The 13,262-nt window shown below is 61.3% G+C and carries 11 protein-coding genes; 8 read left to right on the forward strand and 3 right to left on the reverse strand.

All coding sequences use genetic code 11. The features are described from left to right. The first annotated feature begins 69 nt into the window (after positions 1 to 69). The 3 genes from ACVIYL_RS25685 to ACVIYL_RS25695 all read left to right on the forward strand — a co-directional run bounded on the left by ACVIYL_RS25685 (position 70) and on the right by ACVIYL_RS25695 (position 3,777). On the forward strand, positions 70 to 1,662 hold the full coding sequence (locus ACVIYL_RS25685) for a glycosyltransferase (protein WP_456780165.1): 1,593 nt from the start codon (positions 70 to 72) through the stop codon (positions 1,660 to 1,662). Between the two features lie 22 nt (positions 1,663 to 1,684). After that, complete coding sequence (locus ACVIYL_RS25690) at positions 1,685 to 2,494, forward strand: class I SAM-dependent methyltransferase (protein WP_016847978.1); 810 nt, start codon at positions 1,685 to 1,687, stop codon at positions 2,492 to 2,494. Between the two features lie 107 nt (positions 2,495 to 2,601). Then, complete coding sequence (locus ACVIYL_RS25695; RefSeq protein ID WP_253607799.1) at positions 2,602 to 3,777, forward strand: glycosyltransferase; 1,176 nt, start codon at positions 2,602 to 2,604, stop codon at positions 3,775 to 3,777. 1 nt (position 3,778) lies between these two features. Here the strand turns inward: ACVIYL_RS25695 and asnB are convergent, their stop codons facing one another. Further along, positions 3,779 to 5,713 carry an asparagine synthase (glutamine-hydrolyzing) gene (gene asnB / locus ACVIYL_RS25700; RefSeq protein WP_253589800.1) on the reverse strand — a complete coding sequence of 645 codons (1,935 nt, stop codon included), beginning with the start codon at positions 5,711 to 5,713 and terminating at the stop codon, positions 3,779 to 3,781. Positions 5,714 to 6,155: 442 nt separating this feature from the next. Between asnB and ACVIYL_RS25705 the strand changes: the two genes are divergently transcribed. The 5 genes from ACVIYL_RS25705 to ACVIYL_RS25725 all read left to right on the forward strand — a co-directional run bounded on the left by ACVIYL_RS25705 (position 6,156) and on the right by ACVIYL_RS25725 (position 11,352). Next, positions 6,156 to 7,445 (forward strand): nucleotide sugar dehydrogenase, encoded by a 1,290-nt coding sequence (locus ACVIYL_RS25705; protein WP_456780166.1) that lies wholly within the window; start codon positions 6,156 to 6,158, stop codon positions 7,443 to 7,445. A gap of 19 nt (positions 7,446 to 7,464) precedes the next feature. Continuing rightward, on the forward strand, positions 7,465 to 8,481 hold the full coding sequence (locus ACVIYL_RS25710; protein ID WP_028338350.1) for an NAD-dependent epimerase: 1,017 nt from the start codon (positions 7,465 to 7,467) through the stop codon (positions 8,479 to 8,481). A 229-nt stretch (positions 8,482 to 8,710) separates the two neighbouring features. Next, on the forward strand, positions 8,711 to 9,772 hold the full coding sequence (locus ACVIYL_RS25715; RefSeq protein WP_229158739.1) for a Gfo/Idh/MocA family protein: 1,062 nt from the start codon (positions 8,711 to 8,713) through the stop codon (positions 9,770 to 9,772). Then, complete coding sequence (locus ACVIYL_RS25720; protein WP_253589801.1) at positions 9,769 to 10,236, forward strand: acyltransferase; 468 nt, start codon at positions 9,769 to 9,771, stop codon at positions 10,234 to 10,236. Before ACVIYL_RS25715 ends, ACVIYL_RS25720 begins: the two co-directional genes overlap by 4 nt. An 18-nt stretch (positions 10,237 to 10,254) precedes the next feature. Beyond that, positions 10,255 to 11,352, forward strand: coding sequence for a DegT/DnrJ/EryC1/StrS family aminotransferase (locus ACVIYL_RS25725; protein WP_456780167.1), 1,098 nt, complete (start codon positions 10,255 to 10,257; stop codon positions 11,350 to 11,352). 37 nt (positions 11,353 to 11,389) lie between these two features. Here the strand turns inward: ACVIYL_RS25725 and ACVIYL_RS25730 are convergent, their stop codons facing one another. Beyond that, positions 11,390 to 11,920 carry an HAD family hydrolase gene (locus ACVIYL_RS25730; RefSeq protein ID WP_028338346.1) on the reverse strand — a complete coding sequence of 177 codons (531 nt, stop codon included), beginning with the start codon at positions 11,918 to 11,920 and terminating at the stop codon, positions 11,390 to 11,392. A gap of 108 nt (positions 11,921 to 12,028) precedes the next feature. After that, positions 12,029 to 13,252 carry a phenylacetate--CoA ligase family protein gene (locus ACVIYL_RS25735; protein ID WP_456780168.1) on the reverse strand — a complete coding sequence of 408 codons (1,224 nt, stop codon included), beginning with the start codon at positions 13,250 to 13,252 and terminating at the stop codon, positions 12,029 to 12,031. Positions 13,253 to 13,262: the final 10 nt, after the last annotated feature.

The raw sequence follows: 13,262 nt of genomic DNA on the forward strand, positions 1-13,262 counted from the left end.
TCGAGCAAACCCATGACCGCAAGATTTGAACGGGGGCCGGCCAGGCCATTTGTCTAGGGGGCGAAGAACGTGGGCAAGGAGGAACAAGCGACATCGAAGGGCAATGCTGCATGGCGGCCGCCGGCGCGGACCGTTTCTTCCATGTTTGCAATAGGTCCAAAATTCGTGGCGAGGGCATTCGCCGTGGCGGTCCGTCGCAATCTGCCGCACCGCACGATTGCATTTATTCGGCGGTACCGGCCGCGTCGACCTCCAACCGTCACGTTCAAAGATGCGTATTTGTTCGCCTGGTCGAAGATGGCTCGCTGTCGTCCCTTGTTGGCGCGCGATCCGGCAGAACTCAGCATGGTGGAGCGGGTCGAGCGTGGAATTCTCAAGCTCGTCCTGGCGATGCCTGATGGACGACATCGTCGCGCGCTCAGGCAGTTCGGTATCCAGCTGGAGAGGCAAGGTGTCTCGGCCGCGAGGAGATCGATTGCGCAGCAGCACGGTGTGACGATGATGATCGGCACGCTTGGCCCAGGCGGTGCAGAGCGCCAATTGGTTGTCACGGCGCGGGGGCTTCGCGAAGGCCGGAAGCCAAGCATCCGCGTGGCATGCGTCAATCTATCCTCCCCAGTCAGCAGGTTTTTTCTGCCGGAGCTTGAGTCCAGGGATATTGCAGCCAGCGTCATCGGCACTGAGGTGGACAGCAACCTCGAACCGGCGCGGCGGGCCGTCGTCGATGCCTTGCCGCCGGAACTGCGGGACGACGTGGCCCTCTATGCCAAGACATTGGCGGCGCAGAACCCCGAGATTGCCCATCTGTGGCTCGACGAAGTCAACATCAAAGGGGGTATCGCGGCGGTGCTGACCGGCGTGCCAAAGATCATCATCTCGCAACGTAGTTTGCCGCCGATCAATTTCGTTTTTCATCAGCCATACATGCGTGAAAGCTACCGCTGGCTCGCGCGTCAGCCGGGTGTCAAGATGATCAACAACAGTGCGGCCGGCGCGAGGGCTTACGAGGCGTGGCTTGGATTGGCCAAGGACTCGATTGGCGTTGTCCGCAATGGTTATGCCTTTGATGAGTCCGAGTTGGCGGGGTACAAGGCGGATTGCGCCAAGCTCCGACAGCGCGTCGGGATTGAACCCGGCGCGCAGGTTGTGGGGACCGTGATGCGCTTCACCGAGGAAAAGTGCCCCATGCTGTGGCTGGAGATCGCAGCGCTCATCCGCCGGGAACTGCCTGATGTGCGTTTTCTGATCGTTGGAGATGGACCTTTGCGCGCGGTCATGGAGGCTCGCGCGGCTGCTGACGATTTGGCAGGAGCCGTGTTTTTCGCGGGCCATCTGAAGGAGTCGATGGCCGCTATTGCCAGCATGGACCTGATGCTTCTGACCTCCCGTGCGGAGGGGCTTCCGAACGTTTTGGTCGAAGCGCAGTTCCTGGGGGTGCCCGCCGTGACGACGCCCGCCGGCGGCGCGCCAGAGGCTGTCAATCACGGCAAGTCAGGGTGGGTTCTCCAAGGCTGGGACGCGGCATCGAGTGCTTGCCAAATCGTGCGCCTTTTGCGAGACGGCCACTGGCGAGAAGCCGCGGCGAAAGATGGTCCTGAGTTCGCGTTCAAGCGCTTCGGGGTTCAGCGTGCGATCGATGAAACGCTCGCGGTGTATGGTTAAACGGATTCCAGAGGACAATTTGATGGACCAGGTAGAAGAGAAGCGCTTCGAGTTCGGAAAGAATTGGCATGACTTCATTCAGAAGAATTTCGACGCGGAGAAGGTTCAGACTTCGAAGCGTCATATCCTTCAGTTCATGGGGCGTTCCGATCTCAATGGCCTGACGGTTATCGATATTGGCTGTGGCAGCGGGCTGCATTCGATTGCCATGCTGGATGCAGGCGCCGCCCGGGTGGACGGCTTCGACTATGATCCGGATTCGGTCCGGGCCAGCAAATTTGTCCAGTCGCAAGCTGGCAACCCTGCCAATTGGACCGCGGAGCAGGGGTCGGTTCTCGACGATGCCTACGTCGCCAAATTGCCGCTCTACGATCTGGTCTATTCGTGGGGTGTGCTGCATCACACGGGCGAGGTCTGGCATGCGATTCAAAATGCAGCCAGCCGAGTGAAGCCGGGAGGACTGTTCTACATCGCACTCTACTCGGCCGACGTGCAGAAAGACCCGACTCCGGAGTTCTGGCTTGATGTGAAGCGCCGATACGTTGCTTCCGGTTGGCTGCGGCGCAGGCTCATGGACGGTTGGTACGTCTGGCGTTTCGAGATGTACCGAGATCCGCGCAATTTGCCCGCGTTCCTGCGGCGGGTGCGGGAATACAAGAAAATGCGCGGCATGAACAAGTTTACCGACATCCGCGATTGGCTCGGCGGCTGGCCCATGGAGTTCGTCTACGACAAGGACGCCATCGATTTTGTCGAGAAGATGGGCTTCAAGCTCGAGAAGATCGCAACCGGCGAAGCAAATTCCGAATTCCTGTTTGTTCGGAATGCGTAGAGGAACGATGCTACGTGCTCTGCCGCATGGGATCGCGACAAGGCGTTCGCGGTCGCGGCGAGGATGTCATTGATTTTCAGACAATGAGCCCACTCCCGATCATATACGTGATCGGCTCCCTCGATGTCGGGGGAGCCGAGCGGCATCTGGCACAGATCATCCCGAGACTTGATCGCGGCCGATGGAAGCCGGTCGTTTGTTGCATGACCGAAAGAGGCAAGCTCGCAGACGGTCTGGAGGCGGCCGGCTTCGAGGTGATAGCCCGTCCGGTCGCGCGGCGTTCCGGCGGCGCGTCTCGGATACGAAGCTTCGTGCGTCTCGCTGAGACGGTACTCTGGCTTTGCCGGGTCATGCGCCGATTTCGTCCGGCAATCGCTCATTTCTTTTTGCCTGGGGCATACATCCTGGGGGCTCCGGCGTCGATTCTGGCTCGCGTTCCCGTTCGGATCATGAGCCGACGAAGCCTCAATTACTATCAGCGCAACATTCGCTTTAGTCCTGCGATCGAAGGCTGGCTGCATCCCCATATGACGGCCATTCTCGGCAATTCAAACAGCGTGGTGCGCCAACTGCATGATGACGAAAACGTCCAGGCAGATCGGCTCGGCCTGATCTACAACGGCATCGATTTCGCAAAGTATCAAAAGTCTTCGATGGTGCGGCAGGGCGTGCGTGCCTCCCTCGAAATCGATCAAGACGCGCTTGTTTTCATTATGGTGGCAAACCTCATCCCTTACAAAGGACATCAGGATTTGCTCGTGGCCTTTTCGATGGCTTGCCCTCATTTGCCCGCCGGCTGGAGGCTCTTAGTGGTGGGGCGCGACGACGGAATCGGCGGGGCGCTGCGTGAGCAAGCGACGAATCTCAAAATAGCCGACAACGTGCTCTTTCTCGATTCAAGAAGCGACGTGCCTGATCTCCTGTGTGGCGCGGACATCGGTGTTCTGTCCTCGCACGAGGAGGGGTTCTCGAACGCGGTGCTCGAGAGCATGGCGGCCGGACTTCCGGTGATCGCAACCGACGTGGGAGGAAATCCCGAGGCGAATATCAACGGAGAAACCGGGTTCATCGTGCCGCCGCGTGATCCCAAAGCGATGAGCAAGGCAATACTTCTTCTCTCCGCGGACGGGGCATTGCGCGCCAGAATGGGCATGAAGGCGGCAGACCGGGCTGAAAAGACCTTCAGCCTGGATGCTTGTGTGTCGCGCTATGAGGATCTTTATCGCGGCTTGCTGGAGGGCAAGATTCCGAATGATATCCCGAGCATCCGGCTTTCGAAGTAATCTATCCCCACCGTTCACGCCAGGCTTCGAACATCAAGACGTCCCAGAGCGCGTATTGCCAGTTGCGCTTGCGCGACAGATGCTCGGTCCAGTGCCGGCGAATGAGCGCGACGTCGAAGAAATCCGTCTCCCGCAACCGCTTCTCGGAAAGCAGATTTTCCGCCCACTGCCGCAACGGCCCGCGCAGCCATTCGTCGAGTGGAACAGAAAAGCCCATCTTTGGACGCTCGACGAGATTTCTCGGGACGTGACGGTACAGAACCTGACGTAACAGCCATTTGCTGACGCCGCGCCGGATCTTGACGGAGTGCGGGAGCCGCCAGGCCATTTCGACAACGCGGTGATCGAGCAGCGGCACTCTCGCTTCAAGAGCGACCGCCATGCTCGCACGATCGACCTTCGTCAGGATATCGTCGGGAAGATAGGTCACCGAGTCGAGGAATTGCATTCGATCGAGCAAGTTCGGAAAGTCGGTCCGTACGGAATTGTCCCACAAGACCCCACGGGCTTCCGCCACGCCGGGCGCAATGCTATCCGGGTCCCAATGGCTGATCAGCTTTCTGTACAGCTCATCGGCATCGTTCAACCCGAGCACGTTCGCGAATTTATGAATCTTGTCGCCCGGCAGTCGTGGATAGCTGTGCTCCGGAAGGTAGTCGAAAATCGCGTTCCATCGCTCCGAGCTTACCGAAGTCAGGCCCGCTGCGAGTGCCTTTCGCGCGGGGGTCGGCACCAGCGAAAGCATCCTCCAGGAACGCCGGGTCAGCTGATATCGATTGTAGCCCGAGAAGAGTTCGTCGCCGCCATCGCCCGAAAGTGCGACGGTGACGTGCTTGCGTGTCATCGCCGAAACCAGGTAGGTCGGAATCTGTGACGAGTCAGCGAACGGCTCGTCGAAGATTTCGGAAAGCTTCGGTACGACCTCGAGCGCTTGCTGCGAGGTTGCGATGAGTTCGGTGTGCTCGGTTCCGAGATGCTTGGCGATCGCAGCGGCGTGAGGTGCCTCGTTAAAGGCCTTTTGCTCAAAGCCGATCGAGAACGTCTTTACCGGTCCGACGTTTGCGGCCTTCATCAACGCGACGACGGTCGATGAATCGATTCCGCCGGAAAGGAATGCGCCGAGCGGCACGTCCGCCATCGTTCGCTTGCGGATGGCATCGACAAGAAGCGTCTCGAGTTGTTCGACCAGCGACGCCTCGTCTCCGGAGAGCGGGTTGCTCAGGCCGTCGAGAGCCACCTGCCGGGCATCCCAGAACTTATCAATTTGTAGTTCGCGGCCGAATTCCAGGGTCAGAATAGTCCCCGGCTCGAGTTTGTAGACATCCCGATAGATGGTGTGCGGAGCCGGAATATAGTTGTGTCGCATGAACGAGGCGACCGCCGCCGGTTCGATCCGCGGCGTCCATCCCGGATGCCGGCGCAGCGCCTTGAGCTCCGAGCCGAACATGAACAGCCCGCCGATCTTGGCCCAATAGATCGGTTTGATGCCGAGTCGATCGCGAATGAGCTTCAGGGTTCGCTCTTGCCTGTCCCAGATCGCGATCGCAAACATGCCGATCAGTCGGTCAGCCGTGGCGCGGATTCCGTATCGCGCGAACGATTCGAGCAGGACCTCGGTGTCCGAGTGTCCGCGAAAACGGTGGCCGGTCGCTTCGATCTCGGCTCGGATTGGAAGGTGGCTGTAGACCTCGCCATTGTAGACCATCACGAAGCGGCCATCGGACGAGTGCATGGGCTGGTGTCCGGCGGGCGAAAGATCCACGATCGACAGGCGGCGGTGAACGAGGGCAACACCAGCTTCGGCATCGACCCATATGCCGTGGTCGTCGGGACCGCGATGTTCCAGGCTGACGTCCATGGCGTCGGCGATGGATTTAAGCTGGTCGACCGATGTCCGACTGCTGGGGTCCGCGAGAAATCCGGCGATTCCGCACATCGTGCCCTACTGGAAGGCTTGCAAATCGGTCAGCGGGCAGGGGCCGAGCCAAGGAGATTGCCCGTCCAGCAGAATTAGCTCATATCGCATCTAAACCACGACAATAAGACGGCATCCACGGTTGATGACCTGGCTCAGGCGCGAACCAATAGCCGCGAAGGTTATCCCGAGGGAACCGGATAAGGCAAAGTTGGCGACGCCGGTATTGGGTCGACGAAGCTCAGAGCCGACGCATTTTGGCCGTGTCGCAGGTGTCTCAGAGGACGCAAGAGGGGCCGAAGAGGTTAATACGCCTTCGTATTCTCTTTAGGTCGCCCTGGCAATAGCGCTCATTTTTTGCGGCAGAATCCTTGGTATCTTAAGGACTTTCGCTCTTGCGACGTCGGCTGTATGGCGGCTAAACAACCGGCCTCGATGGTACGCCTGAGCCGGAACTTCCTTTATGTCACATTTCCGAAAGATTGCAGTTATTGGGTTGGGCTATGTCGGCCTTCCCGTTGCGGTTGCCTTCGCCCGCAAAAGAATACCCGTCGTCGGTTTTGACGTGGACCGCAGCCGTGTTGCCGAGCTCAGCAAGGGATATGACCGTACGCGTGAAGTCGACGCCGAAGATCTTCGCCATCCGTCGCTGACGTTCTCCGTGGATTCGGTGGCGATCCGGGACTCGGATTTCTTCATCGTCACTGTGCCGACGCCAATCGACGATGCGCACCGGCCGGATTTGGGGGCAATGATTGCCGCATCGCGCACGGTCGGCGGTGCGCTCAAGAAGGGTGACATCGTCGTCTACGAATCGACGGTTTATCCGGGCGCGATCGAGGAGGAATGTATCCCCATCCTGGCCGAGGTCTCCCATTTGAAGCCGGGCGTGGACTTCACGGTCGGGTACTCTCCCGAGCGGATCAATCCCGGTGACAAACTGCACCGTTTCGAGACCATCATGAAGGTCGTCTCTGCTCAGGATCCGAAAACGCTCGACATCGTTGCTAATGTCTATGGGTCCGTCGTGACGGCCGGCATCCATCGCGCACCTTCCATCAAGGTGGCCGAGGCTGCCAAGGTCATCGAGAACACGCAGCGCGATCTGAACATCGCGTTCATGAACGAGCTATCGCTGATCTTTCAGGTGCTGAATATCGACACTGGCGACGTTTTGGCGGCCGCGGGCACAAAATGGAATTTTCTGCCGTTTCAGCCCGGCCTCGTTGGCGGCCACTGCATCGGCGTCGACCCCTACTATCTGACTTTTCGTGCCGAGCGAGCGGGCTACCATCCGGAGGTGATTCTGGCCGGTCGCCGGATCAATGACGGCATGGGTCAGCGCATTGCGCGTGAATGTGTTCGAATGCTGCTTCGCGGGAAGGGCAAGGGGGGCAAAAGCACCGTTACGGTACTTGGCCTGACCTTCAAGGAAAATGTCCCGGATACGCGCAACTCCCGTGTGGTCGACATCATTCGTGAGCTTGAGACATTTGGTATTCACGTTCAGGTGCACGATCCTCTCGCGAATGCGGAGGATGCAAGCCATGAATATGGGCAGACGCTGACTGATCTCGATGACCTGCGCCCGGCGGATGCGGTTATCCTGGCCGTCGCGCATGATAGCTATCTCGCCGGTGGCTGGCCGCTCTTTCAGCGCCTATTGGATGGCGGCACGGGCCTCATTCTGGATGTCAAAGCGAAGCTCGACCGTAGCGTAGCTCCCGCCGGCATCGAGCTCTGGCGGCTATAGAACAATGGCTGAGAAAGCGATGTCGCACGATACACCACTGGTCACTGGAGCTGCCGGGTTCATTGGCTTTCATGTTGCCCAGCGCCTCTTGGCGGCGGGCCGCAAGGTCGTCGGCCTGGACATCGTCAACGACTATTACGATCCTCAACTGAAGGAAGCACGTCTCGAGATCCTGAAACGCGACCCGAACTTCACTTTTGTGAAGCTCGATTTGACTGATCGCGCGGGTATCAAGTCGCTCTTTGCCGCGTATCGTTTTCCTGTCGTTGTCCATCTCGCCGCCCAAGCCGGCGTGCGCTACTCGCTGGAGCATCCACATGCCTATGTGGATGCAAACCTGGAAGGCTTCATCAATATTCTTGAAGGATGTCGCCACAACGGGTGCGGACACTTGCTGTTTGCATCATCGTCATCGGTCTACGGCAGCAATACAAAACTGCCCTTCTCGGTGCATGACAATGTCGACCATCCGATCAGCCTGTACGCCGCGTCAAAGAAGGCCAATGAGTTGATGGCGCACTCGTACAGCCATCTGTACGGCATCCCTGCTACCGGCCTGCGGTTCTTCACGGTCTATGGTCCGTGGGGCCGCCCGGACATGGCCATGTTCATTTTCGCGAAAGCGATTTTGAGTGAAACGCCGATCAAATTGTTCAACAACGGTGATATGCGCCGTGACTTCACTTTTGTTGACGATATCGCCGAAGCGATCATCCGCCTCATGGCGCGGCCACCTCAGGGGCAATCAATCCCCCCCACAGCCGCGCCCGATCCTTCGAGCAGCAGGGCGCCCTGGAAGATCTACAATATCGGCAACAATAACCCCGAGGAGCTCTTGCACGTCGTCTCTCTGCTGGAGAAGGAGCTCGGCCGGAAAGCAATCAGGGAACTGCTTCCGATGCAGCCCGGCGATGTGCCGGCGACCTATGCAGACATTGAAGATCTGGCGCGGGACATCGGATTTCGGCCTGCGACCAGCATCGAGGATGGGATCGCGCGATTTATCAAGTGGTACCGCGAGTACCACAAGGTTTGACAGGGAGCCGACATTCGGGCGTCGGCGCGGATCGGGCTTGCTCCCCACTGCCCGGCGACGAACATGGCGGAATCGGCGTGCCGTCCGCCACCTGATCGGCGCATGGCCTTGCTTTATCCCGGGTTTTCTGGGTAATGGAACGCTACCGTGCGGCTCGCAAGGCCGCTTGTTCCCTCGGCTCTTCGGCTGGTTGCACTGGCCAGCCACGAGACAAGACAGGGCCTGTTGCATGATCAGATTTGGCCTGCTCGGGTGCGGGCGTATCGCCAAGCGTCACTCGGATCTCCTGGGTGGCAATCACATCGAAGGAGCGAGCCTGGTCGCGGTCTGCGATCCGATCCGCGCGCGCGCCGATGCGGTTGCCGGGAAGTTCGGCGTTGCGGCCCATTACGACATGGACGAATTCCTGGCGCGGAAGGACATCGATGCCATCGCCGTGCTGACGCCGAGCGGTCAGCACCCCGCGCATGTGATCGCCTGCGCGAGGGCCGGCAAGCACGTCGTGGTCGAGAAGCCGATGGCGCTGCGTCTGCAGGACGCCGACGACATGATCCGGGCCTGCGACCAGGCCGGCGTCAAGATGTTCATCGTCAAGCAGAACCGCTTCAACGTGCCGGTAGTCAAGGCGCGCGAGGCGCTCGACGCCGGCCGCTTCGGCAAGCTCATCCTGGGGACGGTCAGGGTGCGCTGGTGCCGCGACCAGGCCTATTACGACCAGGACGATTGGCGCGGCACCTGGGCCTATGACGGCGGCGTGCTGACCAATCAGGCGAGCCACCATGTCGACATGCTAGAGTGGTTCTTCGGCGACGTCGTGAGCGTGCATGCGCGCGCGGCAACGGCGCTGGCCAACATCGAAACCGAAGATACGGCGGTTGCAACGCTGAAGTTCCGCAATGGCGCGCTCGGGATCATCGAGGCGACCACCGCGGCGCGCCCGACCGATCTCGAGGGCTCGCTCTCGATCCTGGGCGAAAAGGGCACGGTCGAGATTTCGGGCTTTGCGGTCAACCAGATCCGGCACTGGCGCTTTGTCGACGAGCTGCCGTCCGACAAGGACGTCGTGGAGAAGTTCTCGGTCAACCCGCCCAACGTCTACGGCTTCGGCCATCAGGCCTATTATCACCATGTGGTCGATTGCCTCGAGAACCAGCGCGCCGCGCTGGTCGACGGGCTCGAGGGCCGCAAGAGCCTGGAGCTGATCTCGGCCCTCTACGAGTCGATCGAGACCGGCGAGGAAGTCGCGCTGCGCTTCACGCCACGGCTGAGCCGGCTGGGCGTCGCTTCGTGAACCGGCCGGACGTGCATCAGGCCAGCGTGCGCGATGTCGCGTTCGGCGAACGCGTCAAGATCGTCGAGCCCTGCAACCTCTATGGCTGCAAGCTCGGCGACGACTGCTTCGTTGGCCCCTTCACCGAAATCCAGAAGGGCGTGATCGTCGGGGCGCGCACCCGCGTGCAGTCGCATGCCTTCGTCTGCGAGCTCGTCACCATCGGCGAGGATTGTTTCATCGGGCACGGTGTGATGTTCGTCAACGACACGTTCTCTACCGGCGGCCCGGCACGTGGACGCAAGGAGCTGTGGCGCGAGACGGTGATCGGCAACCGGGTGTCGATCGGCTCCAATGCGACGATCATGCCGGTCAGGATCGTCGACGACGTCGTCATCGGCGCCGGATCGGTGGTGACCAAGCACATCACGACGCCTGGCACCTATGCCGGCAATCCGGCGCGCCGGCTGCTGACGAGCCAATAGGGCAATAGGGGAATATCGATGGCGGTGCCGTATGCCGACCTGCAACTGCAATACCAGTCCATCAAGGGCGAGATCGACGCTGCGATCGCCGGCGTGATCCGCGACAATGCCTTCATTCGTGGCAGCTATGTCGACGCCTTCGAGCGCGAATTTGCGGAGGCGGCCGAGGTCGCTCATTGCGTGTCCTGCGCCAACGGCACCGACGCGCTTTACCTCGCCATGCGCGCGCTGAAGGTGAAGCCGGGCGACGAGGTGATCACGACGGCGCATTCCTGGATCTCGACCGCTGCGATGATCACCCACTCCGGTGCCGCCGTCGTCTTCTGCGACACCGACGAGGCGACGTTCACGATCGATCCGGCGGTCATCGAGGCCGCGATCACGCCGCGCACGGTCGGCATCATCCCGGTGCATCTCTATGGCCAGCCCGCGGATATGGACGCGATCATGGCGATCGCGCAGAAGCACAAGCTATGGGTGATCGAGGATTGCGCCCAGGCCCATCTCGCGCGCTACAAGGGCCGCATGGTCGGCACCTTCGGCGCGGCCGCGACCTATTCATTCTATCCCGGTAAGAATCTCGGCGCGATGGGCGATGCCGGCGCGGTCGTCACCAACGACGCTGCGCTCGCCAAGCAGATGGCCATGCTGGCGCGCCATGGTGGACTGGTGAAGCACCAGCACCACATCGAAGGCATCAACAGCCGGCTCGACGGCATGCAGGCGGCAATCCTCTCCGCCAAGCTTCCGCATCTTGTCGCTTGGACCGAGGCCCGGCAGGCCGCGGCCGAGGTCTATGATGCAGGCCTCAACCAGATCGAGGATGTCGTGGTGCCCGAGGTCGCTCCGGCACGCAGCCACGTCTATCACCTCTACACGATCAGGCATCCGCGCCGCGACGCGCTCGCCGCCCATCTCAACGCCAACGGCGTGCAGACCGCCATCAACTATCCCACCGCGCTGCCGTTCCTGCCGGCCTATGCACGGTTCGATCACCGCCCGGAGCAGTTTCCCAACGCGCATCGCGATCAGGGCCGGATTCTCTCGCTGCCGATGTTCGCCGAGATCACGCGCCGGCAGCAGGACGAGGTGATTGAGCTGATCCGGAAGTTCTGACCGCGATCGCGCGGCCTTGCGCTTGACGCTGTGGTCTTCAGCTCCCGAGCAGCAGAGGCCTCAGGAACTTTTCCAGATTGGAGCCTGAGAACAGGTAGCTCTTCAGCCCGGCCGCTCGTGCCGCCTCGAGATCCGTCGGCTGATCGCCGACCAGGAAGCTGCGTTCGACGTCGACCGGAAAGCGTTCCAGCAGATCATTGATCATGCCCGGCGACGGTTTGCGCCGGTGGCTGACCTGCCGATATCGTTCAACCGTCCCTTCAGGATGGAACGGGCAGTATTCAAAGGCGTCGATATGCGCGCCGATCCTGCGAAGCTCATCGGCCATCCAGTCGTGAAGCTCCTGGACATGTGTCTCCTCGTAGAGACCCCTTGCGACGCCTGACTGGTTGGTTACGACGAACGCAAAATACCCCATGTCGTTGACCGCCTTGACCGCCTCGCGCGCGCCGTCGATCCAGACCAGCCTGTGGCTTTCAAACAGGTAACCGATGTCCTGGTTCAGGACGCCGTCCCGATCGAAGAAGACGGCCGGCTTTCGCGGCTGATCTCCGGAAGCGCTGCTCATGAGGTGATGATCCGTCCATCTCCACGGGGCACGAGCTAGCTCAATAGTTCACAACGCCGCGCGCGACAAATGCGGACTGATCAGATCAAACGCCGGTGATCTCAAGGCCTAGCGCTCGTCTGCAATCACCTTGCCGTCGTTTGGCAGCGAGCCGGTGCCGACCAGCTCGACGGTGCCGCCGAGCTTTGTCACGGCACGCAGCGTTGCCGCGACGTCGCTCTGCAGGGCATCCGCCGCCAAGGCGCATTCGGCCCTCAGCGTCATGGCGTCGGCCTCGCCGGCGCGCGTGACGACAAGGCGCAGCCGTCCGAGCTCGGGATGGCGCTTGCCGATCTCCGCGATCTGGTCGGGTCGCACGAACATCCCTTTCACCTTGGTGGTCTGGTCGGCGCGGCCCATCCAGCCCTTGATTCGCATGTTGGTGCGTCCGCAGCGGCTTGGGCCGGTCAGGGCGGCGGTCAGATCGCCGAGCGCGAGGCGAATCCAGGGATGGTGCGGATCGAGCGAGGTCACCACGATCTCGCCGACGTCCCCCGGCGCAACCGGATCGCCGGTGCCGGGCTTGACGATCTCCAGGATCAGGTCCTCGTTGACCGTCATTCCCTCGCGCGCCGCCGTCTCGAACGCGATCAAGCCGAGATCGGCAGTACCGAAGGCCTGGTAAGCCTCGACGCCGCGCGACTTCATCTCCTCCTGCAATGATTTCGGAAATGCCGCGCCTGAGACCAGCGCGCGCTTGATCGAGGACACATCGCGGCCGGCGGTAGCGGCGGCGTCGAGCAGGATCTTCAGGAAGTCCGGGGTGCCGCTATAGCCGATCGGGCGATAGGCCTCGATCAGCTCGAATTGCTGCTCGGTATTGCCGGGGCCTGCCGGGATCACCGCGCAGCCGAGCGCCCGCGCCGAGGCGTCGAAGATGAAGCCGCCGGGGGTGAGGTGATAGCTGAAGGTGTTCAGCACCACATCCCCCTCGCGAAAGCCCGCCGCAAACAGCGCCCGGGCGCCGCGCCAGGGGTCCGCCTGACGGCCCTCGGGCTCGAAGATCGGTCCGGGCGAGGTGAACAGCCGAGCGAACGAGCCAGGCGTGTCGGCCACGAAGCCGCCGAACGGCGGGGCGGCCTTGTGCAGGGCCGGCAGTTCCGATTTGCGCAGCACCGGCAGCCCGGCCAGCGCCTCCCGGCTGGTGATGGAGGCGGGGTCGGTGCCCCTCAACAGGTTGGCATAGGCCGGCGCCGCCATCGCCTTGCGCAGCACCTCGGGCAGCCGGGCGAACAACGCGGCCTCGCGCTCGGCCGGATCGCGCGTTTCAAGGGCGTCGTAATGGTCGGTCATGGCAGGTCCT

The organism is Bradyrhizobium sp. USDA 3315 (genome assembly GCF_054056795.1).

Bases quoted from the DNA above. Each gene is read 5' to 3' on its own strand.
- ACVIYL_RS25705 (WP_456780166.1), top strand. From the start codon at position 6,156: ATGTCACATTTCCGAAAGATTGCAGTTATTGGGTTGGGCTATGTCGGC.
- ACVIYL_RS25690 (WP_016847978.1), top strand. From the start codon at position 1,685: ATGGACCAGGTAGAAGAGAAGCGCTTCGAGTTCGGAAAGAATTGGCAT.
- ACVIYL_RS25735 (WP_456780168.1), bottom strand. From the start codon at position 13,252: ATGACCGACCATTACGACGCCCTTGAAACGCGCGATCCGGCCGAGCGC.
- ACVIYL_RS25715 (WP_229158739.1), top strand. From the start codon at position 8,711: ATGATCAGATTTGGCCTGCTCGGGTGCGGGCGTATCGCCAAGCGTCAC.
- asnB (WP_253589800.1), bottom strand. From the start codon at position 5,713: ATGTGCGGAATCGCCGGATTTCTCGCGGACCCCAGCAGTCGGACATCG.
- ACVIYL_RS25730 (WP_028338346.1), bottom strand. From the start codon at position 11,920: ATGAGCAGCGCTTCCGGAGATCAGCCGCGAAAGCCGGCCGTCTTCTTC.
- ACVIYL_RS25725 (WP_456780167.1), top strand. From the start codon at position 10,255: ATGGCGGTGCCGTATGCCGACCTGCAACTGCAATACCAGTCCATCAAG.
- ACVIYL_RS25710 (WP_028338350.1), top strand. From the start codon at position 7,465: ATGTCGCACGATACACCACTGGTCACTGGAGCTGCCGGGTTCATTGGC.